This window comes from Ruegeria sp. CL3, assembly GCF_056536505.1.
In genome coordinates this window covers 374292-398868 of sequence record NZ_JBQFPT010000003.1, presented here as the reverse complement: position 1 = coordinate 398868, position 24577 = coordinate 374292, and the positions used below count along the sequence as shown (strand labels likewise).

Below are 24577 nucleotides of genomic sequence, written 5' to 3'. Positions count from 1 at the left end.
TACGCCGGGCCGGTTTCGCGTTATTCGCCTAGAATCTCTTCGATTTTAGAGAACGAGGCTTTGTCCTGTTCGATCTGTGCATTCGAGGCATCCGGATCCTGCCAGTAGATCAGTGCTCCAGTTTCTTCGGCAAGTTGCTTGGCCTTGTCAGATCCCAGCGCTTTCTGCGCGGCGGCAGTGATCTTTTCGCGTGCTTCGGACGGAGTGTCCTTGTGGACGAACAGACCATTCCACAGCGCCAATGGCAGTTCGGGGTGCAGCTCGGTAACCGTGGGCGTATCCGGGACCAATGAGATCCGTTCGCCACCGATGCTGGCCAGGACATTCACTTGGTCCAGACAGGGAAGAACAAGTTGAAGCGTCGTGTTGATCACGTCTACGTCGCCCGAAGCCAGGGTGTTGCAGTCCAACGCGTCGAAGGCGGCTTCGCTGGCGAAGTCAAACCCACTGCTGACTGCGGCCGCAAAGGTGACTTGTGTGGGCGGCAGAACCGAGCCGAAGTGACCAAGCGCGACATCGTTTTCTTTGCCGTGTTCCACCAGTTCTTCCCATGTCGCGAACGGGGCATCCTTGCTGGAGGCAATGACGAAGGGATAGGTCAGAAAAATGCCAATCGGTTCGAACGGGTTGGGGTTTAGCTCGGGAATGCCAATGTCCGGGCCGATGACCGGTACGCCTATGACGAACGAGCCAACGGTGTAGCCATCTGCCGGAGCGGTCGCAACTTCCACCGCTCCGGGGAACGGACCACCGCCGCCACCGGGCTTGTTCACGACGGCGGCAGGAACACCATACATGGCCTGAAATTCGTCGGCGATCATCCGTGTGAGAACGTCTTCCAAGTCACCCGGAGGCCATGGAACGACAAAGGAAACCGGTTTCTCTGGATACTCGGCCAGTGCGGCGGTTGCAGAAGCAACAAAAGCGGCGGCTGTTAGAACTTTCTTCATTGACACCTCCCGTCAGTGGTTCATTATTTGATCCGCGTTAACAATAATAATGTTGCTTTGTTAAGCTTGTTCTGTCAAGTATTACCTTAACAGGAGGATGTGAATCGCATGGGTACTGCCCTGAACGCCCTGAAAATGCTCAACTACTTTTCAAACGCTCGGCCAGAAATTGGGTTGAGTCAGTTTGCGCGCCTGTCTGGATTGAACAAAGCCACCGCGCTGCGCCACCTGCGGGCGCTTGAGGAATACGGGCTGATCGAGCAGAACCCCATGACCAAATCCTATGCGGTCGGACCTGCCGCTTTGCGCCTGGCCGCGTTGCGCCAGATCGCCCGTCCCGGTATCGAGAGCGCCCGCCAGAGAATGCAGGTCGCGATGCAGGACGTTGGTGAAAGCCTGCATCTTTCCCTGCTTGAAAAGGAGTGGCTTCAAACCGCGCTGGTGGTCGAAACGAACCGCCACAGCGTGCGCGTCAGCCTCGACCCCAGCGAGATTCTTCCGATCAATGCGACAGCATCAGGTCTTTGTATGCTCAGCTTTGGGCCATCCTTCTTGCTGGACCGTCTCGGTCAGGAAGAACAAGTACGATACACGGACGCCACGCTGACCGACCCGGCCAAGATCAAAGAGCGGGTCGCGGCAATCGGTCAGGCCGGTTGGGCGAATAGCAGTGGAAGCTACGAAGACGGCGTCTATGGCTATGCGGCACCCATCTTCGGCATTGATCAAGTAGCGCTGGGAACCATTGCGATTGCCGTTCCCGAAGGCCGCGCCGGAGACGACCGGCTGCCGGAAATCCTGACCGTCCTGCACACCCTCTCAACTGACCTGACCGCAAGTTTTGGCGGTCAACTTCCCGACACTTTCCCAACCGAATTCCACCCGTGAGCGGGTGGGCGAAAAACCCGGAGACCAGAGAAATGAAAGACTCGAACTTTCTCAAAGAAAACAACGCGCGTTACTTCTGGCACCCGATGGCGCATCCCGCCGACAGTCAGAAGAATCCGCCCACGATTCTGAACGGCGGTGAGGGTGTCAGTATTATCGATGTCGACGGTCACAAGGCGCTGGACGCGGTCGGGGGGCTTTGGAACGTCAATCTGGGCTATTCCTGCGAGCCGGTTAAGCAGGCCATCGCCGATCAGCTGAATGCGCTGCCCTATTATTCGACCTTCCGTGGCACCAGCAACGACAAGGCAATCGAGCTGTCATATGAACTTGCGCAGTTTTTTGAGCCCGACGGCCTGACACGCGCTTTCTTCACCTCGGGCGGCTCGGATTCTGTTGAGATCGCGCTGAAAATGGCGCGGCAGTTTCACAAGGTGCGGGGCGAGGCTGGGCGCACGAAATTCATCGGCCTGAAACAGGGCTATCACGGCACCCATTTCGCCGCCGCTTCGGTCAATGGCAATCAGAAGTTCCGCGCGGCCTATGAGCCGATGATGCCGGGCTGTTTCCATGTGCCCGCGCCATGGACCTATCGCAACCCGTTCGACGAGACCGACCCTAAGCGTTTGGCGCAGCTTTGCGTCAAGGCGCTTGAGGCCGAGATTGCATTCCAGGGTGCGAACACAGTTGCGGCTTTCATCATGGAACCGGTCCTTGGGGCGGGGGGCGTAATCCCGCCGCATAAGAGTTTCATGCCGATGGTGCGTGAGGTCTGCTCGAAACACGGCATTCTGCTGATCTCGGATGAGATCATTACCGCTTTTGGGCGTACCGGCAGTGAAAGCGGCGCACGGCATTGGGGGGTGCAGCCCGACATCATGACGACGGCCAAGGCCATAACCAACGGTTATTTCCCGTTTGGGGCGGCGATGATTTCAGGTGCAGTTGCCGAGGTGTTTGAAAGTGATACCACCGGCAAAGCATCGGTAGATCAGGGCTATACCTATTCCGGTCACCCGGTTGGGGCTGCAGCGGCGCTGGCCGCGCTTTCCGAGATCAAGCGCCTGCGCGTCTGGGAAAACGCCGCTGCGCGCGGGGATGAGCTGTTTGCCGGGTTGCAGAAGCTGGCTGAGAAATACGACGTGATCGGAGATGTGCGCGGCGGCGAGGGGCTGATGTGTGCGCTGGAACTGGTCTCGGATCGCTCGACCAAGGCACCCATCGCGAAACACTTGCCGCTGCAGGTTCAGAAAGCGGCTTATGAAGACGGTGTGATGGTGCGTGTGTCCGGCAACAACATCATCCTGTCGCCGCCACTGATCATAACATCAGAGGACGTGGCCAAGATCCTGTCTGCGCTGGATACCGGTCTGGCGTCTCTTTAACCAACACTTACGTGACCTCGCCCGCCTTAGGGCAGGGTCAGACTTTAACCGCCTGCAACTCTTCAAGCAGGTCCAGCAGTTGGTTCAGCTTCTCGCGGCCCATCTGCGACTCGATATTGTTTGAGATCGCCAGCGACGTGGCAAGGTTGTCTTCCAGAACCGCGCGGCCGGCGTCGGTGATCCGAACCATGGTGCGGCGCTTGTCTTGTTTGTCCTGGCGACGGGTGATCTGGCCATCGGTCTCCATAGTGCGCAGAATGCGGGTGAGACTGGGCAGAAGCAGGCAGGCCTCGTGGGCAATTGCGCTTTGCTCAACCTCGCCCAGCTCGTCCAAAACCCTCAGGATGCGCCACTTCTGTTCGGTGAGCTGAATGTCATGAAGCATGTCCCGGATCGGTGCCATGACGGTTTCCCGTGCGCGCAACAGCGCAATCGGAAGAGATCGGGCGGTACTTTTTGTATGGCTTTGCGTGGTCATGCGGCTTTCTAAATTGCCGATTCCGAAATTGCAAAGATTAACAAGGCAAGTTCTTGACAGTGAGGTCGCAAGAAAGTAAACATGTTAACCAATAAGGGAGGGCACATGCCACATTTTCACGTCGAGTATTCCGGGAACCTAGAGGACAAGGTCGACATGGGTGGCTTGTGTGAGTGCATCCGAGCAACGGCCGCTGAGATTGACACCTTTCCGATGCCGGGAATTCGTGTCCGCGCTGTGCGGGTCGATCATTTTGCAATTGCAGACGGTAATCCGGCGCATGGCTTTATCGATATCTCGATCCGCCTGCGCGCCAGTCGGTCCGACGAGGTAAAGCAGGATGCCACGCAGCGCATTTTCGAGGCGGTCAAAGCGTATTTGGCACCAGCCTTCAAACATCATTCAATCGCGCTCTCGCTTGAGATGCGCGACATCGACCCGAAGCTTTCGCCCAAGACTGGTACGATCCGCGATCACCTTGGCGCCACCACGCAGGAGACCTGACCCATGAGCGTACTGGACACAAACATCGAGAAACTTGCAGGCTTTCTGGTGCGGTTCAAAGAGACGGGTATCAAAAACCGTATCGCGGGCGAGGATTTTGCTGGTTCCGCTGGCGTATTTCAGTCTACCTCGCCAGTCGACAAATCTGTGATCTGCGATGTTGCACACGCTACAGCAGATGACATCGACGCTGCGGCCAAAGCAGCCCATGCCGCCTTTGCAGAGTGGCGCGACATGCCCGCCAGCGAACGCCGCCGCATCCTGCTGAACGTGGCGGACGCCATCGAAGCACGTGCCGAGGAAATCGCGCTGTGCGAATGCTGGGACACGGGTCAGACCCTGCGATTTATGTCCAAGGCGGCTCTGCGCGGAGCAGAGAATTTTCGCTATTTTGCAGATCAGGTTGTGCAGGCGCGCGACGGTCAGCATCTGAAATCGCCGACCCTGATGAATGTCACCACCCGCGTGCCGATTGGTCCGGTTGGCGTGATCACCCCGTGGAACACACCGTTCATGCTGTCGACCTGGAAGATCGCGCCCGCTCTGGCTGCAGGCTGCACCGTGGTTCACAAACCCGCCGAGGATTCGCCCCTGTCAGCCCGCTTGCTGGTCGAAATCGCCGAAGAGGCAGGTCTGCCCAAAGGTGTGCTGAACACTGTGAACGGCTTTGGTACCGATGCGGGTAAGGCGTTGACCGAGCACCCTCTGATCAAGGCCATCGCCTTTGTAGGTGAAAGCCGCACAGGTAGCATCATCACCAAACAGGGCGCGGACACGCTGAAGCGGATGCATCTGGAACTAGGCGGCAAGAACCCTGTCATCGTGTTTGACGATGCCGATCTGGACCGCGCTTTGGATGCCGTGATCTTCATGATCTACTCGATCAATGGCGAGCGCTGTACCTCGTCCTCGCGACTGCTGGTGCAGGACAGCATCAAGGAAGAGTTCGAAGCCAAGCTGATCGAGCGCGTGAACAACATCAAGGTTGGCCACCCTCTGGATCCGGCAACCGAAATCGGTCCGCTGGTGACGGAAGAGCACTACAACAAGGTGACCAGTTATTTCGACATCGCCAAAGAGGACGGCGCGACCGTCGCAGCCGGAGGTGTGAAGCTGGGCGACGAAGGTTACTTCATTCGTCCGACCCTGTTCACTAATGCCACCAACCAGATGCGCATCGCGCGCGAAGAAATTTTTGGCCCTGTCCTGACCTCAATCCCGTTCTCAACTGAGGCAGAAGCGCTGCAGATGGCCAATGACACGCCTTATGGTCTGACCGGGTATGTCTGGACCAACGACCTGACGCGGGCGCTGCGCTTTACCGACAAGCTTGAGGCCGGAATGATCTGGGTGAACTCGGAAAACGTACGTCACCTGCCGACGCCCTTTGGTGGCGTCAAAGCTTCCGGCATCGGCCGTGACGGCGGCGACTGGTCGTTCGAGTTTTATATGGAGCAAAAGCACATTGGCTTTGCAACAGGTCAGCACAAGATCATGCAGTTGGGGAAGTAAACTGGCGGCACTGTCCCCATTGGGCGGGGACAAGGCTAGGATAGACAAAACTGGTCCGGCACTTCCCGCTTACTGCAGGACCGAACGATGTGAGGTAGCTTCAACTTCGGTTGCCAGGCGTTACAAATGCGAGGAGGAACTGCCATGGGAAAGATTGTACAGGCCGCGAAGATAACGCATGTGCCAAGCATCTGGATGTCCCACACGATGCCGAAATACAAAGGCATCCGCCAACCTGCCATCGACGGCTATGCGCGTCTTCGTCAGGATGCGATCGACCGCAAGGTCGATACTTTTGTCATTTTTGACACGCACTGGATTACCAATCAGGGGTTCCACCTGAACACGAAAGAGCACCACAAGGGCCGGTTCATTAGTCATGAACTGCCGCACATGTTGGCGGATATGGAGTTTGACTATCGCGGCGATCACGAGCTTGGGGAAACTATCCTTGACGTTCTGCGTGAACGTGGCGAACGGGCCTTGGGGCATTCGCATCCCGATATGGGAATGGAATACGGCACCTTGCTGCCGATGCACTTCATCAATGAAGGCGTGAATGCGCGGGTTTTGCCCGTGGCGGTCAATCAATTCTCGTCCATCGCTGAAAATAGGGTCTGGGGCGAAGCCATTGCCGAAGGCATCCGACGCTCGGACCGGAACGTTTCGATCCTGGCTTCAGGGTCGCTGAGTCACGATTTCACGCCCAATGAACGCTCGGTCGACGGTCTTAACTCGGTAAACGGCGAGTTCAATCGCCAGATGGACATGCGCGTGCTGGACCTTTGGGAACAGGGCCGCTTCGAAGAGTTCCTCGAACTTCTGCCCGACTACGCCAAGAAATGCGCTGGCGAGTGCGCCATGAACGATACTGCCTTGCTGTTCGGCGCTCTTGGATGGGGCAGCTATAAAGGCAAGATCGACATCTACACCCCGTATTTCGGTAGCTCCGGGACCGGGCAGGCAAATGTCAGCTTCTCGGTCTAAAACCGGAAACACAGGGAAATTTGAATGACTGAACTGCGTCTTAACGATCCAAGCCTGCTTGCCGAAAGGGCGCGGGTCGGGTCCAGATGGGTTGATGCTTCAGACGGTGAGCGCGCGATTGACGTGATAAATCCGGCGACGGGTGAGGTGATCGGGCGTGTGCCCAAACTGGGTGCTGCCGAGACGGTCGAGGCGATTGCCGATGCGCAGCGCGCTCAGAAAGGCTGGGCCAAACGTACCGCGAAAGAGCGCAGCCAAGTCTTACGTCGCTGGTATGATCTGATGATGGAAAACCAGGATGATCTGGGTGCCATCCTTACAGCCGAACAAGGTAAGCCTTTGGGCGAAGCGAAGGGCGAAATTGCCTATGGCGCAAGCTTCATCGAGTGGTTCGCCGAAGAGGCTCGCCGGGCCTACGGCGATGTCACACCCGGCCATACGCCAGACAAGCGGATCATTACCGTCAAGCAACCCGTCGGTGTTGTGGCCGCGATAACGCCGTGGAACTTTCCCAACGCCATGATCACCCGGAAGGCTGGACCGGCCTTTGCCGCGGGCTGCTCGATGGTATTGAAACCTGCTAGCCAGACGCCGTTCTCGGCCATCGCACTTGCCGTTCTCGCCGAACGAGCGGGACTGCCCGCTGGTTTGTTCTCGGTCATCACCGGTTCGGCGCGGGAGATAGGTGGCGAGATGACCTCAAGCCCGATCGTGCAAAAGCTGACCTTCACCGGTTCGACTGAGATCGGAGCGATGCTTTATGCGCAATGCGCGCCAACGATCAAGAAGCTAGGGTTGGAGTTGGGTGGCAATGCGCCGTTCATTGTGTTCGACGATGCCGATCTGGATGCCGCCGTCGAAGGCGCTGTGATCGCGAAATTCCGCAACAATGGACAGACCTGCGTATGTGCAAACCGCATCTATGTGCAGGCCGGGGTCTACGACGCCTTTGCTGAAATGCTAGCTGAAAAAGTTGCGACCCTGCCAACCGGCAATGGGTTCGATGAAGGTATCATCTTTGGCCCTCTGATCGACCAAGCCGCCGTGGAAAAGGTAGCCGAACATATCGATGATGCAACCGCGAAAGGCGCAAAGGTCGCTCTTGGGGGCAAGCTCCACGCGCTGGGCGGTACGTTTTTTGAGCCAACCATTCTGACCGATGTGACCTCGGATATGGCGGTGGCGACCGAAGAAACTTTTGGCCCCGTCGCTCCCTTGTTCAAATTCGAAACCGAAAGCGAGGTTGTCGCCGCTTCCAATGATACCGAATTCGGCTTGGCTTCATATTTCTATTCCCGTGACATGGCGCGTGTCTGGCGCGTATCCGAGACGTTGGAATACGGGATGGTCGGTGTGAACACCGGTCTGATCTCAACGGCAGAGGCTCCGTTCGGAGGCGTCAAGATGTCGGGTCTTGGACGCGAGGGATCTCGATATGGCCTCGATGATTTCATGGAGTTGAAGTACATCTGCATGGGCGGAATTTCCCCTTCTGAGGAGGCTTAGTGTATGAATTGGGACGAATTTTCTCATTGGGGGCAGCAAATCTCCAACTGGGCTGTTGACTACCACAAGACTTTGGCGGATCGGCCTGTTCGGGCGCAGACAGCGCCGGGTGATATCACTGCTCAGCTTGAGGTCTCACCTCCGGAATCTGGTGAGCCGATGGAGGCCATTATGGCCGATTTCGAGCGTATCGTGATGCCCGGGATCACGCACTGGCAGCACCCTCGGTTCTTTGCGTATTTCCCGGCGAATGCAGCCCCGCCTTCGATGCTGGCTGAGATGTTGGTGACCACCATCGCCGCGCAATGCATGCTCTGGCAAACCGCACCCGCAGCGACTGAGGTTGAAGGCGTTATGGTGGACTGGTTGCGACAAGCACTCGGTCTGCCGGATGGTATGACCGGCGTCATTCAGGACAGCGCGTCTTCGGCGACTTTGTCTGCGGTTCTGACGATGCGCGAACGCGCCACTGGGTACACGGGCAATCGCCAGGGGCTGAACACCAAAGGGGCGCTGCGGATCTATTGCTCGGACCAGGTACATTCCTCGATTGACCGGGCCTGCTGGGTTGCTGGCATCGGCCAGGATAACTTGGTCAAGCTGCCGATACAGGGACCGACCTACGCGATTGACGCCGTCGCGCTTGAGGCCGCTATCCGCGATGATATTGAAGCCGGTCATGTGCCAGCCGGGATCATTGCGATCACAGGCGGCACAGGCGTTGGGGCCTGTGATGATCTGGAAGTTGTGGCTGACATCGCGCAGAAACACGACCTTTATACCCATCTCGACGCGGCTTGGGCCGGATCGGCCATGATTTGCCCGGAGTTCCGCGAGGCCCTTTGGGACGGGGCTGATCGCTATGACAGCATTGTTTTCAATCCACACAAATGGATGGGCGCTCAATTCGATTGCGCTATCCAGTTTCTGCGTGACGCCACACCGCAACTCAACACGCTGAAGATCGAACCCGAATACCTCAAGACAACCGGTGCTGAGGTGACGAATTATTCGGAATGGACGATCCCGTTGGGACGTCGGTTCCGTGCGCTGAAGATTTGGTTCTTGTTGCGCTCTTACGGGTTGGACGGTCTGCGTACACGAATCCGAAATCACGTCGTTTGGGCCAATGAGGTTGCCGAGAAGATTGGCGCGATGGAGGGATTCGAGATCACGACCGGGCCGATACTCAGCCTGTTTTCCTTCCGCTGCCCGGGTGACGATGCGATGCAGCAGCGTCTGGTTGATGCGCTGAATGATGACGGCCGGATTTATCTCACCCAAGGCATGTTTGATGGTCGCAAGATCATTCGTTTTCAGGTCGGACAATTCGATACAACACGCGACGATGTACTGATGGCAGCAGACGTTATTCGTGAGGTTTGGGAGACACTTAAATGAAATTCGCAACCTTCTCTGCCGATGGGCAGACTTACTTTGGTGCGATCACGGACGTCGGCGCAATCGCGTTGAATGATGCTTTCCCAGATCACGCGAGCCTGTATGAGGTAGTCGCTGCTGGAGCTTTTGATCAACTGGCTGCAGCCGCCGAAGGTAAGGGCGTGACCCACACGGATTTCACCTACGAGATGGTGATGCCCGATGTCCGCCGCATCCTGTGCGTCGGCGTTAACTTCCCGGACCGCAACGCTGAGTACAAAGACGGCAGCGCGCAGCCTAAATACATGTCGTTGTTTCCACGTTTCGCAAGCGGCTTCACCGGTCACAACCGCCCTCTGATCCGTCCGCCGGAAAACCACACGCTGGACTACGAAGGCGAAGTGGCGATTGTTATCGGCAAGACCGGACGTCGGATTTCACAGGAGGACGCCTACGACCACATCGCAGCCCTGACGCTGTGCAATGAGGGCACGATCCGTGACTGGGTGCGCCATGCCAAGTTCAATGTCACGCAAGGCAAGAATTGGGATAATACGGGTGCTATCGGCCCGTGGCTGGTGCCGTTCACCAACGCCGCGCAACTGGATGATGCCCGTATTCAGACCCATGTGAACGGCGAGCTGCGCCAAGATGATACCCTGAACCGCATGATGTTCCCGATCCGGCGCGAGATCGAATACATCTCGACCTTCATGACCCTGCAGCCGGGCGACATCATCGTCACCGGCACGCCGACCGGGGCAGGGGCGCGGTTTGATCCTCCGAAATATCTGGCACCGGGTGATATGGTTGAGGTGTCCGTCGAGGGCATAGGTACGCTGCGCAACACTGTAGAGGACGAAATGCGATGACGCCCGAAGATCATTCCCGCGCAGCTGCTGATCTGCTGATGGCTGAACGGAATGGAGATCAGATCGGCCTGCTGACCCTGCGCCACCCCGAGATGGGCATGGACGATGCCTACGAGGTGCAGAACGCCATCTATCGCCAGAAACTAGCCGAGGGGCGCAAGGTGATTGGCTGGAAGATCGGTTTGACCTCGAAAGCGATGCAATATGCGCTGAACATCGACATCCCTGACAGTGGCATCCTGTTTGACGACATGGCGTTCGAAAATGGCGGGACTGTTCCGACGGGCCGTTTCATCCAGCCACGGATCGAAGCCGAGATCGCCTTTGTGATGAAGTCTGCCGTTGGAGGCGAGAACGTCACCCGCGAGGACATCATCGCTGCCACGGACTATGTAGCGCCTTCCATTGAAATTCTCGACACGCGTATTCAACGCGTGGATCCCGAGTCCGGCAAAGCTCGCACAGTATTCGACACGATCAGCGACAATGCCGCCAATGCAGGAATCGTGCTGGGCGCGGACCGGCACGCCGTGGATGCTTTTGATCTCCGCTGGGTCGGTGCGCTGACCTTTCGCAATGCTGAAATCGAAGAAACCGGCCTAGGCGCGGGCGTTCTGAACGATCCGGTCGAAAGCGTTGTCTGGCTGGCCCGCCGCATGGCGCAATACGGACAATACATCGAACCCGGTCAAATCATCCTGTCCGGCAGCTTTATCCGCCCGGTCGAGTGCCCGACTGGGACTGAAATCCATGCCGATTTCGGGCCATTTGGCTCGGTCGATATCAATTTCGCCTGAAAGGAAAGCCGCATATGCCTGCGCCAAAGAATACGTTCAAAGCCGCTCTCAAGGCGGGGCAGCCGCAGATCGGCTGCTGGATCGGGATGGCCAACGCCTACACGGCCGAGATCGCGGCGACCGCGCAATTCGACTGGCTGCTGGTTGACGGTGAACACGCGCCGAATGATCTGCGCTCGATCCTCGAACAGGTGCAGGTGATCGAAGGATCAGGTAGCACTCCGGTCGCGCGCCTGCCGATAGGCGAAACCTGGATGATCAAGCAGTATTTGGACGCGGGCGTGCAGAACCTTCTGGTGCCCATGGTCGAAAGCGGGGATCACGCGCGTGAGCTGGTTCGGGCAGTACAATACCCACCGCATGGCGTGCGGGGCGTTGGATCGGCACTGGCGCGGGCCTCGCGGTTTTCAGCCATCCCGGACTACCTGAAAACGGCGGACGAACAGATTTGCCTGCTGGTGCAGGTGGAAAACAAAAAGGGTCTGGTGGCGCTGGACGATATTCTGACAACCGATGTGGATGGGGTGTTCATCGGCCCATCCGATCTGGCCGCCGATATGGGACATATCGGAAATGCCGGTCACCCCGTTGTGGTTGCGGCCGTTTTGGACGCGCTGGCCCGCATCGTGGCGGCGGGCAAGGCGGCGGGTATCCTGACCCTTGATCCGGCGATGCAGCGCAAATGCCTGGATCTGGGGGCCACATTCATGGCCACCAATATCGACGTGACCCTGTTTGCAACTGCGATGCGTAACGCAGCCGAAGTCGGGCTAGGCCTGCTGCCGGATCAGACCGCCTCAGGCGTTGCGGAAACCGCTGCGGCCAGCAAATATCTGCAGCAGCTGTGTAAACACTGGTCGCACAAGGCCGAGGTGTTTTTTGACGAAAAGAAGGGAAACGTGGCCTTTGCGGATGGCGACAGCGTGACCCTTGAAGCGAATGACGACAGGCTGACGATTAACGCTGCGACCGGGCCGCGCGGGGACTTGGAGCAGTGGAAAGGCGTGATAGAAGCCCACTTGGTGCGTTTTGCCTTTCGGGAAGAGCTCCGTATCCACTGGTCTGAATAAGAGCGCTAAAAATGCCAGAACCTATCTATGCCATTGGTGACATCCATGGTCAGTTGCACATGCTAGAGGACGCGCTGGCCCGCATCGAAAAGGACGGTGGGCCTGATGCGCAAATCGTCTTTATCGGTGATTACACGGATCGCGGCGCCCACAGTCGACAGGTTCTCGATCTATTAGTGAAAGGGCAGTCCGAAGGCAGAAACTGGACATTCCTGCGCGGCAACCACGATCAGATGTGCGCAATGTTCCTTGAGGACTACCCGCGAAACGACGCGCGTCTACTGGTCGGGTATCATTGGCTGCATCCTCGGATAGGCGGTGTTGAAACGCTGAACTCCTATGGCGTTAAGGTCAGCGAAGGGGATCGAATATATCAGGTCCATGCTCAGGCCAAAGCCGCCGTGCCGCAGGCCCATATCGATTTTCTGGCAGGTCTGTTACCCTACTACCTTCGCAACAACGTGCTGTTCGTCCATGCAGGCATACAGCCCGGCATCCCCTTGCATCGTCAGGACCCCGACGACCTGATCTGGATCCGAGACGAGTTTCTGGACTGTCCGGACCCTCACCCGTGGCTGGTTGTTCACGGCCACACCCACGTCGCCAACCCTGAACACCATGGAAACCGTGTGAACATCGATACCGGGGCGGGATATGGCAAACCTCTGACGGTTGCGGGTTTCGAAGGATCGAAGTGTTGGCTGTTGCACGACGAGGGGCGCAAGCCCCTGACTTACATTGGCTCCCTATAGGTTTCGGTAGACCGGAAGGTCTTGTCACAAGAACTTTGCTTGAGCGGAGCAGGGCGGTTGCATAGCATTTAGGAATGACTAAACCTGCCTCCTTCAAGTACTTCTAAACCAGCCCCGAGATCATCCGCCTGGCGGTGATGCCGTACATCCGTTTCCCGCTCTCGTTTCGGAGTATTTAGGACTTGTTGCACGAGCGAGGCATCGACGTGAGTCATGAAACTGTCCGGTATTGGTGGAACAGGTTTGGCCCAATGTTTGCTGCTGGGATCAGACAGAAGCTTTTTCAGCAGCTACGCGCATTATCCAAATGGAAGTGGCACGTAGACGAGGTTTTCGTGAAGGTGAATGGCAAGCGGCACTATCTTTGGCGGGCTGTTGATCATGAATGCGAGGTGCTGGAAGCTGTTGTTACCAAACACCGAAACAAGGCTGCAGCACTGAAATTCCTCAAGAAGTTTGTGAAGCGATACGGTAAAGCGAAAACCGTCGTCACGGATCGCTTCGCGTCATACCAGGCCGCGCTCAGAGAGCTTAGTGCTACGGAAAAACAACAGACGGGCAGGTGGCTCAACAACCGAGTCGAGAATTCACACCTCCCGTTTCGACGGCATGAACGCGCCATACAACGGTTCAGGCGCATGCCAAGTTTGTAGAAGTTCGCCTCCGTCCATTCCTGGGTCTACAATCACTTCAACCAGGAAAGATCGCTCACCCGCCGGGACACCTTCAAGCCGACACGCACTGCCGCTCTTGCCGAGTGGCGTCAAATTTGTTCCGGATAGGTTCGCGGTTTCCGCGGCACACTGAGACTGGTTCGAGTTTGTCGGACAGCAACCAATTGAGATCATCTATGAGGCTCGGCGGTTAGTCAGCCGTAGTTAAGCGGGTGATTAGGGCAGCGCCTGCAAGTTTGTCGGTGCAGCTGTTGCTTCGGCAAACCACGTTTGTTTGGCGGTCTCCGGACCGTCGCGGCGCGTTAAAAACTTGACTAAATCGGCAGTTTGAGAGAACCTAAGACCGTTAAAGTAAACGCATTTGGTTTACAAAATAAGGATTGTGACATGTACCATGCAGTCAAGTCCCAGAGCATCCGGAAGCTCCTTGTTGTTGAGGGCCCGTCGCTGATAATTTCGATTGCCATCGCAAACACGTTTTACAAGTTTGGTTCTTTTCTTCTGGAACTTCTGGCCTTTCTTCCGACCTGGTTTGTGGTGAGCTTCTTGATCTCACAATTGCTGACACGGTTGCAGCCAGAGAACAGATCCTAAGCCTGCGCGGGGCCGCGAAGAATATATAGTATCAAAGACTTTGGGGTTGACCGGTCAGCAAGCCGGGAAACCAGTAGAGATATTGAAACGACCGCTGTTTGTTTTTCGTCGACAGCAAGGCAAGCCCTAGTTTCGGGCGCTTGAACATTTGTACTGAACAAAAGAGGGGAGCGTGATGAATTGGATACCACAAGGACCGCGACCCGCTACGGATGGCCAGTCTGAAGCTGTTGCCGACAACGAAATCGTAGGGGCCGTAAACGCCGTGGCTCCACATCCGGCTGACAGCGACATCCTCTATATTGGTGCCGTGAACGGAGGCGTATGGCGTACACGGAACGCGCTGGACGCACAGCCAGACTGGGTTAGTCTGATGCCAAACGAAGACTCTCTTTCGATCGGAGCCCTTTGTCTGGATCGCAACGATCCGACAGTGCAGACACTCGTCGCCGGCACCGGGCGCTTCAGTAGCATGCGCCGTGTCGGCGGGGCGTTGTTGGGCGTTATGCTGTCTGAAGATGATGGTGCCAGCTGGAGCATTCTGGACAATGGCGGGCTGTTTCGCGCCCTACATATCAGGGCAATTCACGCCGCCGGAGATGTGATTATTCTTGCGGGAAACGGTGGGCGGGCTTCTTTGGCGGATGGAGTTTACCGTTCGGATGACAAGGGTCAGAGCTTCACTCATCTGTCGCCCGCCTCTCTGCAAACAGGTCCGTCATTCGCGGTCGCGGCATCTCCGGTTGATGCGGATTTGGTCTATGTGCACGCTGGCAGGGCGATCTTTGTGACATCTGACGGTGGCGTGTCGTGGGCAAAAATCAGTTCCAGCGTCATGGAGTCGTTCCTATTCAGTCCAACCAGTGTGCGCATAGCACCTGGGCCAGGCGATACGGTCTTTGTTGCGATTGCGGTGAATGGCCGGCTTGCAGCATTGTTCCACTCGGCTGACCGGGGAGCTAACTGGTCCAATCTGGATCTACCTACGACAACCGAAGGCGGCGGCAATACCTTTGGCCTGCATCCGGGCGGACAGGCAGGTATCCACTTTTCGATGGCAGCTGACCTGCAGGATGCCAACATTGTGTATATCGGAGGTGACCGGCAACCTTCGTTTGATGAGAACGCACCACCGGGGCTTGCCTTGCCGCAGTTTCCCAACTCGATTGGCGCACAAACCTTTTCGGGCCGTCTGTTCCGTGTCGATGCGAGCCAGCCGACCGGAGCACAAGCCAGCCCGATCACGCATCAGAACACCAATGCAAACAGCGCGCCGCATGCGGATTCCCGAACCATGGCCATAGCGAGCAACGGCGATCTGATCGAAGGCGATGACGGTGGTGTTTACCGCCGCACAGATCCGCATTCGAACCTTGGTGACTGGGTAACGATGATAGGGTCGCTGCAGAACACGGAATTTCATTCCGCCGCCTGGGATCCGGCGACACAGGTCGCGTTGGGCGGCGCACAGGACAACGGAACGCTGCGCCAACCCGGTTCTGGAACCGAAAGATGGCCGACTGTGATGGGTGGAGATGGCGGTGTCGTGGCAATTGCACCTGACACCACGAACGGCGGATCGGTCCGCTATTTCAGTTTTCAGTTTCTGGGAAATGCGCATCGGCAATTCTTCGATGCAAACGGGGTTTCGCTGGGGTTCCAGCGGCTTCAGCTGTTTGAGGTCGGAACGACGATGTCCCTTTCGCCTCAGTTCTATTCTCCGATCCAGACGAACCCGGGCGATCCTTTGCGTCTGGTCATTTGCGGAGCTAATGCCGTTTGGGAATCTTTTGACCGGGGTGATACTTTGCGTCTGGTCGGGCCGATCGGAGTTCAGGCAAATGCGGCGGCCTCTGTGGCTTATGGCGGTACAAACGACGCGGATGTGCTGTATGTCGGCGCAGGTTTGGATGTCTTCGTCCGGACCGGTCCTGCGCCAGCACAACTGCAGCAAACAACCAGGTTCAGTAACGGAGAGGACGTGACCGCTGTGGCATTGGACGCAAGCATGCCAACCACTGCGTTCGCGACTCTGTTCAACAGCATTCATCAGACAGTCGACTCGGGCCAGACTTGGTTGGACATAACCGATAACCTGCTGGCCGCCGGCGGGCGTACCATTCGATCGGTTGTCTGGTGCGGAAGCTTTGGAAATGGCCATCTGGTAGTGGGGACTAATGCAGGCATCTATGCTGCCGAGGCTCCGAACTTTAACGGGTGGTTTCGTTTGGCGGCCGATTTGCCTGCGGTGCCGGTCATGCAACTGCAATATGATGACGCCAATCAAGTGCTGCTTGCCGCGACACTTGGTAGAGGGGCTTGGACCCTCGATCTGTCGCAACCGCTGATCGCCCTGAACCCCGCGGCCAACACCGTGCAACCCAGCTGAGAGGAGGCGAAGAGGATTATGACTACAAGCATCGAACTCAGCTCTGGCATTGTCATCGATACCGAGGGCGGACGGGCCTATGTCATGGCCCCCCAAGGCGGCGTGACAGCAATATCACTGCAGGACGGGGCCAAAATCTGGCATTCCGAAAACGCAGATAAGCCGTTGCTGTTGAAAGAGAACCTTCTTCTCAGCCAGGCATTGCCGAAAGATACGGGCAACGGTGTCGCGATCCGCATGTTGCGGATCGATGACAAAGGGGCCGTGCAAAGCGAAAGCACGGTGCCACTGCCTGCCGGCGTACAATCAAGTCTAGCCGCGACGACCGACCGCGGTTTCAGCGTTTCGGCAGAGCCCATGGACGGCGAAGCCGTATTGCGCTGGGAATACCGTGAGCGGCCCCTGCGCGGGCTTGCGAGCGGCCCTGACGAAATGCTGCCCGACGAAATTCTGCCCGGAATGGGTCCTCCGACCGGAGCGCTGGGAGCATTTCCAGGCGCAACCCCTGCCGAGGCGCAAGATGAAGAGACTGTAATCCGGGGGCAGGTCCGGTTGTCGCCGCAGGACGGAACAGTGCGCCCGATGGTCGAACCGACCGTCGAACGTGCGCTTCCCACCGTACCTCAGTTTTCGATCCGCCGTCCTGGTGCGGCTGGACAGCCAGCGGAAGAAAGCACAGCACCCAACCCTCTGCAGTTCCAGTCTGCTGACGGAATGACCTGGTTGGAAAGCGCACCTTTGGAAGGCGAAGGTATCTGGACAGTTTATCGCTGGAACCTGCACAACATTGGCCGCACCGAAGTTCTTGGGTCGGTTGACCTACCGGTTAGTTTTTCACCCTTTGTCGTATCCGAAGGCAAGCTGTTTGTTGAACTGCAGCCATACGCACGTCTGCAGGATGGCGAGCTTTTGGAAGAACCGATGCAATTGCTTGCATACGACCTTGAGACCGGAGAAAGGCTGTGGTCGGCTGAAATCAGGGATATCTACGCGGTTCCGGCTCCACCGCCCTAAATCGGTTTTCTAGAACAGTTGAATGCTCGTTACCTGAGGATCAGATCGACGACCGAGCGCGGAGCTTCAAATAGCGTAACGCATTCGCGCAGGAACGCTTCGCGCACCGAGGCGTCGGCGCGGCCGCTCCTCAAACCGGCCGCTGCCTCGTCATAGCGCTCCCGTTCTTCGGCGGCTTCAAGAATCGCGCGGGTCAATTCAATCTCGCGCTGCATGATGCGATCACCGCCATATTGTGGGATGCGCCATGCGAAGAATGGTTGGGTCCGTGAACGCAGGGCTGTGCGGCGCCAAAGACTCGGCGGTATCAGGTTCGGATGTTCGACGGAACTCGCCAGAAGCTCTAACCAACTGCGTGACAGCATTGGCGGAAATTTTATCGTGTTCATTCCTTTGCCCAGACCGCGCAGAGCGACAATGTCTGGGTGCTGGTCGCCGAAAATACGTGCGGTGTTTTCGACAACTTCGCGATACAGACTGTCGTTATAGTCAACCGGACGCGGTATGCTGGCGGCTGAATTCTTTCCTTTGAGAAGTAACAACAGATGGGCCCCATACAGGCCGAGCATCGGGTTTTCAAACTTTCCACCCACGTATCGCAGCAATTCGTTTGTCGCCGTCGACCTTTCATCCGCCAGCGCGAGCCGTGCCGCATCCGTCAGTCGGGCCATCTCGTCACCCATAAACATCCGGTCGCGAGAGATATGAATCGAAATATCCACAAGTCGTTTATTTACGTTTGTAACGGTGCCTTCGATATTTTCGATCGGCGGCTCATAGAGGGCGAATACATGGGTGCGCCAGCCGGGCAGGATGGTAATCATCTGCTCGATTTTGCTTTCGCCATCGGACAAAGACAGAGAATACATACCGGGTGCCGCGTTCAAAGATGCGCCGGAAAATCGGTCCGATGACAAATCACCCGAGAACCAAGTCGCTTCAGGTGCTATTCGGGGTCCTGCATGGGTGGGACCCGTTTGGTCGCCCTCTTCTGTGGACAGGTCCAGAAGCAGTAGGCCCCGGCCACCACCGGTACGTAGGCTTGCCCCTTCAGCCGGATTGTCCAGATTCATTGGCCCAAAATCGCTCCAAGGTGTCCACCAACGGGCCATGAAGACAAAAGATCCGCTGTGGACGGGCGCGCGCTGCCGACCCAAAGACAGGGCAATGCCAGGGGCTGCGTCAACAATGCCCTGTTCCGGCGGCGCAGCCTGTTCGGCTGCATACATATGAGTTTCGTGTGTCCGGTTCGTGCTGGCCAATGGGGCCGCAGATCCAAATTCGATCTTTGGTACGTCGAGAATGGTATCCTCACGCAAAACAATGACACGTTGCCATTCACTCCTGCCGGAAACTGCGCGTACCTTGTAAATGCCGGCCTGCAGATCCTGATCCAGCCGTCGGGCCCCGCGTCCGCGCAAGGCGAAATCTGCAGCAATAACGAAGATTTCGGTGGTTTCATCTGCAGCGCGTACACTCAGTTTAGGCATTGCTCTTACTCTGCTCTCTGCAAATCAATCTCGGTTTCTGCGCCGGTAAATTCAAATGCGCGTTCCCACCCAGCACCGTCGGAAAGCACGTACAAACCCGGTGAAAGATCCAGAGTGATGCTTTCGTCAATGGCATCTATCTGCGCCTCTTCCTTAAGATTGGCATTTTCCAGGATCAGTGTTTTGCCGACCACCGGGCTGGGCAGCAAGATTTGGACGGATTTCAGAAAAGGCGGGGCGTTTTTGACCAGTATGACCGAGTCAAACGGACCAAAATCAGGCTCTGTCGAAACCAGAGGGTGCTGACGTTGATCGTCTGTCATCAGTTTCTGCATCGTTGCGATCAGATAGTCGCGCAGGCTTTCACTGGTTATAACCCGGTTGCCTTGGCCGTCGTCCACCGCTGCAGCACCGTCCAGCGCCATCTTCAAAGCATAGGAAAAAGCACCGTGGTCCTTGCCGTTTTCCATTGTGCGTTCAACAGCGCGTCCCGCAAAACGCGCCGCATAAATCCCTAATGCCTGGATATTGTGGCTGGCTCGGTCTACCTCGCGCCGCCAATGTATCGGCGCCGGCGAGGCTAGCCGCCCTTGATCCATACACGCGTCATAAAACAGGATGCATTCCTTGAACCGGGCGGCATCCATGAACCAGTGAAAATAGTCGGTGACAAACAAGTTGGTGAGGTTGTCCGGCGTCGCGTCGGCGAGGTAGAGCCCGCCTTCGGTCCGTCGTCTGCCATATCCATGACCGCTAACATAAATATACAGCCTTTCTTTCGCGGGCGGTTCCTTGGCGACCTTTATCAGGTCGTCAAGCTTATTGGTAAGGTCCGCCAGAGCGGGGCCAATTGGACCAGGAGCCGGGAAATCGTCTGATGTTACGTCAAAGATGTGAGCATCCGGTATCCCCTGAGATTTCAGCCACTGGATAAATGTTGTGGCATCATTGACGGGGCCTTTGAGATCCCGCGAACCCGAAGAAGCATTGCCTCCAAAACTGGGATAACGCTTGATCGCAATTACCAGTGCCATGGCATTTTGCGGCATCTTCCGTTGGCCTCAGATTGACGGATAGGCACGTCGGATCAGTTCGCGATCTGACGGGCTGAAGTCCGAATTGAACCCGGTTTCAAAGTCCCCAATCGTCCATTTATTTGGTATTGGGTACATCATGATTGAATGCGGGTCGATTTCTGTCAGGGTCAGGATAGTTGGATCGTAGTGATCCAGAACGTTGCGCCGGATCGTGGCCTCGTCCCAGAAATTCGGTGCGCCGGACAGTTCCTGCAAAACAACCGCTTCGTTCCATTCAATACCGCCATCGGGGTTTTGATGCTCGTGGATCAGCCCAAGGGCATGACCGAATTCATGCAACACCACCTCGCGAATTTCTTCCTCGCTGGACTGATCTGTCAGCCAGCCGAAATTCATCGTGGGTTTTGTCTGATCAGGCTCTGAAAAGCACTCGGTCCCCACCAGCGACCATGAGCCTGCGCCCTGAATGAACGAAATCCTGATATCCGCGTCACCGTCAGTGACGAATTCGAATGTCAGTGACGCCATATCACCAGCAACCCAAAGCTGGGCGTAATGTTCAACCCGGGCTTTCAGGTGATCCGTCCCTTCAAGGAATCGCACTTTGATCTTTGAGTTAAAGGGCCATTTCGCGCTGTTCAGCAAGGCCGCTCTTGATCCTTCTAACGTTTCAACTTCGCTTGGATCCACGTTTTTCATAAATGCCGCGCAGAACCGGTCTGGGTTGGCTTTTACAGTCTGGATACCGTGCTGAGCGACATTGAGGCTGGCTTGCGCCGTACCTCCGCCTTTCAGATTCTCGCCCCACAGCGTGCAAGTTTCTTCCCAACTGGGTGCCAAGAAGCGACGCACGATGATTGCCGCGACCGGGGCTGCGACAAAGGCTGTCAGGCCCAAGGGGCCGCTAGCAAGCAGGCCCGCAATCGCCGCGGCCAGCGCGCCTTGTCCGATGTTGAAGGCATCCCGCAGGGCTTTGCGGTCTTCCTTGTCGGCATCGTCGGTTCCACACAGCAGACTGTGTAACTCTCGGTGTGCCCGCCCGAGGATTCTGGCACCCAGTTGGCGAAGCGTTGGGTACCCGCCGGCTTGGCTGGATTCAGGTACATTTGCGACGTCGTGCTGCATAGCCATTGCCGCACCCGCAGGTACGGCCCGTTCCAGCGACGCACGGCGTCCGATTTCGGACAACAGGATAGTGTCATCGAAATGGTTGGCGAGCGAAAGAACTGTATCGCCGAGAGCGTTTTCCTCGGGTGCGGGACGTCGCAGTGTGCCCATCGCGCCAATTGCCTGTGCGGGTTGTGCGCCAGAGGTTACCCGCTTGATAACCGCCTGGAATTTCTGCGCTACTTTGCCGAATGATTTGGAATTGGGATGAAGCTCATCTTCCCAACCAGGATCGGGTACGGTGCCGCGGCAATCCACAATGTGGAGCTTCCCGGCCAGACCCGGTTCTTTGGCGAGGCTGAACAAAGCTGCGGCCCAACGGTCGATCAGGATGCGCACGATTTCACGCTGCAGGCCTTTGTCAGTGATGCCGCGTGAGTCAAGCGGGCGGCCAAGCCAGCGACCGTTATCGGGGATGGCGTGATCATAGGTATGTGTCACGATCGGTGTTCCGGGCGCGGCTGCGGCCACGTGGTTTGTGATGTTGCGCATATGCTGTTTTACATCGGCCAGAATGCGGTCGAACATGTTCGTTATGTGGCCCTCAGCATCCAGACCGGGAGTAAAGGGGCGGACAATGGCGGCTAGGTTGCCGCCACCGACGAGATCATTGCCACCACCGCTAAGAAGCACGACATGCGGGCGCTCCGCCAACACCGCCGTGACCAGTTCGTTTTGTGCAGAAATATCGTCCAGCTTATCTCCTGCTGCGCCGAGGCTCAGAATGGCGTGTTTTCGAGATAGATGGTCGATGACGTCCTGCAACAGGAAAGGGTATTGAAACCAGCTGTCGCCCTCGGATACGATTTTCAGCCCGTTCCAACCAGCTGCAATTTTTGCCTGGTAGGCTTGGCGTCTGCGTGCTCGGGAAACGTCATTCAACCCTCCTAGAGCCAATGCACCCTGCAAAGCGCTGTTCAGGCCGCTACCGCTGGGCGGGGGCTGAATCAACGCAGGGTTTACCCGCACGACCGGGGCGAATGGCCGACTGGCTGATGGATCGAGCACCATATAGGCCGCCAGATCTTCCTCTGAAACGGAAGGATCAAACAACTTTCGGCGCAGTTCGTCTGTTTGAATAGGGTCGGGCAGGGCGTTGTCGACCATAGGGCTCTCCTTACATCCAGAGTGCGGCGCGGATCATCGCGGGGATATCATCCACGACGATGCCGTCCGGTTTGGCGCCGTCCTGTGGATGCCAACGCCCGTTGTCGGACCCGGATTGATGCCAGTAAGATGAAGGATCACATAGGGTCAGACCAACCAGCGTTTCGGCGACAATGCGGCTGCCCAGTTGTCCCAGATGGGCTCCGTCAGCCTGAACCTCGGCCTCGCGAAGGACATAGAACCAAAGCGGAGTTTCGTTTTCGAAACCTCCGTCCGAAACGGCCTGTCCTGTATCGCCCGAAGTCAGCTCAGCGGTAGTCAGCGCGGTGATGCCGCCATAGCTGTCGGTGTTGAATTCCGCGATGCTGGCCTGAGCTGAAGGTAGGTTCAACCGATGGCCGCGGCGAAGATTTCGGCGGGCAAGGTGCTTGAAGACACCGGATGGTTCGTTGCGCATATCGGCAAGTGGCGGTGCCAACTGGGTGTCGATCTTGCGCGCAAAGTGGTCGGGCTCGCTCGGGTTGTCGAGTGTAAACCGATCCCACTCGATGATCCAGTTCGTTGGTAGCGTGGGGTTATTGCCAAGCCCTCCACCTCCGGTAAAGGCGAATAGCAGATCGAAGCCCGCTTGCGGCAATATCGGCGACGGTCCGCGGCCAAAGAAACGGTTGTGGTCATACGCGCCCCTCACCATCGAGTGGCCAAAGCGGAAGGCAGCAACAGAAAACTCGAATGGCAATGGAAGGTTTTCCGCAGGCAGAGAGCCTCCACTGGCTGTTTTCACTCGCTCGAAGAAAGCCGCATAACTTGCTGCACCGTTTGCGATGACTTCAGCCACCATGGAGGGGTCGCATACCTTGTTCAGGTAGATGTTCATCACAAGCCACTGATAATGCCAGCGCGTCAGCTTCTTGGCTTCTTCGAATACGGCCTCTTCTCCGGTGGGGGCACCCGCCTGCCCCCTAAGCCAGACGACAACGCGGTTATGGAACCGCAGGAACGCGGCGTGGAGTTGCGCAACCAGAAGGTTCTCATCGTTGCGTGCGTCTCCGATAACTGCTGCGCGCCGGTTGATCACGCCATTCGAAGCAAACGCGTTTTCGATTGGAGTTCCCAGAATATCGCTTTCCTGTAAAGTTCCTTGATCCAACAACGTGCCGAGCCTGAGCAAGTCGCAGGCGTCATCCGCAGGCAGCGGGGGACGACCACCAACGTCAGTGGGCACGTCAAGACGCATCATGGCTGGAAATCCGGGCGACCGCATGGCGTCTTTCAGTTTGACTGCGGCAGGTCCATTGTCTGGTCCGTCACCATATAGGCTGTCCAGTCCCAGCGATCCTTTTCGAAGGTTCAGCAGGGACGCCGTCACGGTACTTCTGGGCAATGGGTCCAGGGTTCCTCCGGCGGGTGGTTCGATTACAGACTGATCCCCCGAGGGATCCATGTTGGCTGTAATATCATGATCGATAAACTGGCCGAGGTAGGTGATTACAGGGGGAATATGGCTGTCTGCATGAGGTGGATCATTGTCGGCTTCGACCATCGCATCCGCCAACGCGTCCAGCTTTCCAATCGTCGTATCGTCAGTCGAAATTTCGGGCGCGTCGGGGAAGAAGTAACCAAAAGGTCCGCCCGGCGTTGAACCATCCTGCGGCATGGCCATAGCACCGGCAGGAGCAGCGACCGGCGAGTTTGCCGTAGCCTGGGCATAGGATACGGCATCGGTGCGCACCGACGGCGCCAGACCTGCCATAGCCCCGGGGGCGGCTTGTGTGGATAGGATAATCTTTTGACCGTGACCGAGCGTGAAAAGCATTTCAGGATACCTCGCTAAGCGGCGAAGCCATCCGATTGCTTAAGAGATTTCATCTCAAAATAGAAATTGGTGTTTGTGACGAAACTAGTTAAACCGAACGACTTCCTTATATGAAAACAGACCGAACTAGGTTCTCTCGGTCCGAGTAAATACTAGCAGAAAATCGGTACAACTGAAAGTTGACCATGAAAAATAGGCAGTTTCCCGC

General features: G+C 57.0%; 19 protein-coding genes and 1 pseudogene. 14 read left to right on the top strand and 6 right to left on the bottom strand.

Features of this window, described 5'->3' with window-relative positions; all coding sequences use genetic code 11:
* Positions 1-20 precede the first annotated feature (20 nt).
* Positions 21-950: a tripartite tricarboxylate transporter substrate binding protein gene (locus tag ACR0NO_RS06345; RefSeq protein ID WP_480723355.1), complete on the bottom strand. Its 930-nt coding sequence runs from the start codon at positions 948-950 to the stop codon at positions 21-23.
* 108 nt (positions 951-1058) lie between these two features.
* On the opposite strand from ACR0NO_RS06345, the gene ACR0NO_RS06340 reads away from it, so the two are divergent.
* Positions 1059-1838: an IclR family transcriptional regulator gene (locus tag ACR0NO_RS06340; protein WP_480723354.1), complete on the top strand. Its 780-nt coding sequence runs from the start codon at positions 1059-1061 to the stop codon at positions 1836-1838.
* A gap of 32 nt (positions 1839-1870) precedes the next feature.
* A complete protein-coding gene (locus tag ACR0NO_RS06335; protein WP_480723353.1) occupies positions 1871-3223 on the top strand; it encodes an aminotransferase class III-fold pyridoxal phosphate-dependent enzyme in 1353 nt (450 codons plus the stop codon).
* 37 nt (positions 3224-3260) lie between these two features.
* Here ACR0NO_RS06335 and hpaR read toward each other — a convergent pair whose 3' ends face one another.
* A complete protein-coding gene (gene hpaR, locus ACR0NO_RS06330) occupies positions 3261-3701 on the bottom strand; it encodes a homoprotocatechuate degradation operon regulator HpaR (RefSeq protein WP_170556492.1) in 441 nt (146 codons plus the stop codon).
* A 105-nt stretch (positions 3702-3806) separates the two neighbouring features.
* Between hpaR and ACR0NO_RS06325 the strand changes: the two genes are divergently transcribed.
* The 12 genes and pseudogenes from ACR0NO_RS06325 to ACR0NO_RS06270 all read left to right on the top strand — a co-directional run bounded on the left by ACR0NO_RS06325 (position 3807) and on the right by ACR0NO_RS06270 (position 17752).
* A complete protein-coding gene (locus ACR0NO_RS06325) occupies positions 3807-4205 on the top strand; it encodes a 5-carboxymethyl-2-hydroxymuconate Delta-isomerase (RefSeq protein ID WP_480723352.1) in 399 nt (132 codons plus the stop codon).
* A gap of 3 nt (positions 4206-4208) precedes the next feature.
* The gene (gene hpaE, locus ACR0NO_RS06320) at positions 4209-5717 is read left to right on the top strand and encodes a 5-carboxymethyl-2-hydroxymuconate semialdehyde dehydrogenase (RefSeq protein WP_480723351.1); all 1509 of its coding nucleotides are present in this window, start codon (positions 4209-4211) and stop codon (positions 5715-5717) included.
* Between the two features lie 144 nt (positions 5718-5861).
* Positions 5862-6704, top strand: a complete 843-nt coding sequence (gene hpaD, locus ACR0NO_RS06315; protein ID WP_170380896.1) for a 3,4-dihydroxyphenylacetate 2,3-dioxygenase — start codon at positions 5862-5864, stop codon at positions 6702-6704.
* A 24-nt stretch (positions 6705-6728) separates the two neighbouring features.
* On the top strand, positions 6729-8210 hold the full coding sequence (locus ACR0NO_RS06310; RefSeq protein ID WP_480723350.1) for an NAD-dependent succinate-semialdehyde dehydrogenase: 1482 nt from the start codon (positions 6729-6731) through the stop codon (positions 8208-8210).
* A 3-nt stretch (positions 8211-8213) separates the two neighbouring features.
* Positions 8214-9611 (top strand): pyridoxal phosphate-dependent decarboxylase family protein, encoded by a 1398-nt coding sequence (locus ACR0NO_RS06305; protein WP_480723349.1) that lies wholly within the window; start codon positions 8214-8216, stop codon positions 9609-9611.
* Positions 9608-10462 (top strand): fumarylacetoacetate hydrolase family protein, encoded by an 855-nt coding sequence (locus ACR0NO_RS06300; RefSeq protein ID WP_480723348.1) that lies wholly within the window; start codon positions 9608-9610, stop codon positions 10460-10462. Before ACR0NO_RS06305 ends, ACR0NO_RS06300 begins: the two co-directional genes overlap by 4 nt.
* Positions 10459-11259 (top strand): 2-oxo-hept-4-ene-1,7-dioate hydratase, encoded by an 801-nt coding sequence (hpaH, locus tag ACR0NO_RS06295; RefSeq protein WP_480723347.1) that lies wholly within the window; start codon positions 10459-10461, stop codon positions 11257-11259. The genes ACR0NO_RS06300 and hpaH overlap by 4 nt, the downstream gene beginning before the upstream one ends.
* A gap of 14 nt (positions 11260-11273) precedes the next feature.
* Positions 11274-12329: an aldolase/citrate lyase family protein gene (locus ACR0NO_RS06290; RefSeq protein ID WP_480723346.1), complete on the top strand. Its 1056-nt coding sequence runs from the start codon at positions 11274-11276 to the stop codon at positions 12327-12329.
* A gap of 11 nt (positions 12330-12340) precedes the next feature.
* A complete protein-coding gene (locus ACR0NO_RS06285; RefSeq protein ID WP_480723345.1) occupies positions 12341-13081 on the top strand; it encodes a metallophosphoesterase family protein in 741 nt (246 codons plus the stop codon).
* 119 nt (positions 13082-13200) lie between these two features.
* Positions 13201-13863: pseudogene (locus ACR0NO_RS06280) on the top strand (IS6 family transposase).
* A 661-nt stretch (positions 13864-14524) separates the two neighbouring features.
* Complete coding sequence (locus tag ACR0NO_RS06275; protein ID WP_480723344.1) at positions 14525-16738, top strand: hypothetical protein; 2214 nt, start codon at positions 14525-14527, stop codon at positions 16736-16738.
* Positions 16739-16756: 18 nt separating this feature from the next.
* On the top strand, positions 16757-17752 hold the full coding sequence (locus ACR0NO_RS06270; RefSeq protein WP_480723343.1) for a hypothetical protein: 996 nt from the start codon (positions 16757-16759) through the stop codon (positions 17750-17752).
* A gap of 29 nt (positions 17753-17781) precedes the next feature.
* On the opposite strand, the gene ACR0NO_RS06265 is transcribed toward ACR0NO_RS06270, so the two are convergent.
* From ACR0NO_RS06265 to ACR0NO_RS06250, 4 genes are read right to left on the bottom strand one after another with little or no spacing between them, the layout of a single operon-like run.
* On the bottom strand, positions 17782-19242 hold the full coding sequence (locus ACR0NO_RS06265) for a hypothetical protein (protein WP_480723342.1): 1461 nt from the start codon (positions 19240-19242) through the stop codon (positions 17782-17784).
* Positions 19243-19247: 5 nt separating this feature from the next.
* Positions 19248-20276 carry a caspase family protein gene (locus ACR0NO_RS06260; RefSeq protein ID WP_480723341.1) on the bottom strand — a complete coding sequence of 343 codons (1029 nt, stop codon included), beginning with the start codon at positions 20274-20276 and terminating at the stop codon, positions 19248-19250.
* Positions 20277-20303: 27 nt separating this feature from the next.
* A complete protein-coding gene (locus ACR0NO_RS06255) occupies positions 20304-22553 on the bottom strand; it encodes a GDSL-type esterase/lipase family protein (RefSeq protein ID WP_480723340.1) in 2250 nt (749 codons plus the stop codon).
* Positions 22554-22563: 10 nt separating this feature from the next.
* On the bottom strand, positions 22564-24369 hold the full coding sequence (locus ACR0NO_RS06250) for a peroxidase family protein (protein ID WP_480723339.1): 1806 nt from the start codon (positions 24367-24369) through the stop codon (positions 22564-22566).
* Between the last annotated feature and the right edge of the window lie 208 nt (positions 24370-24577).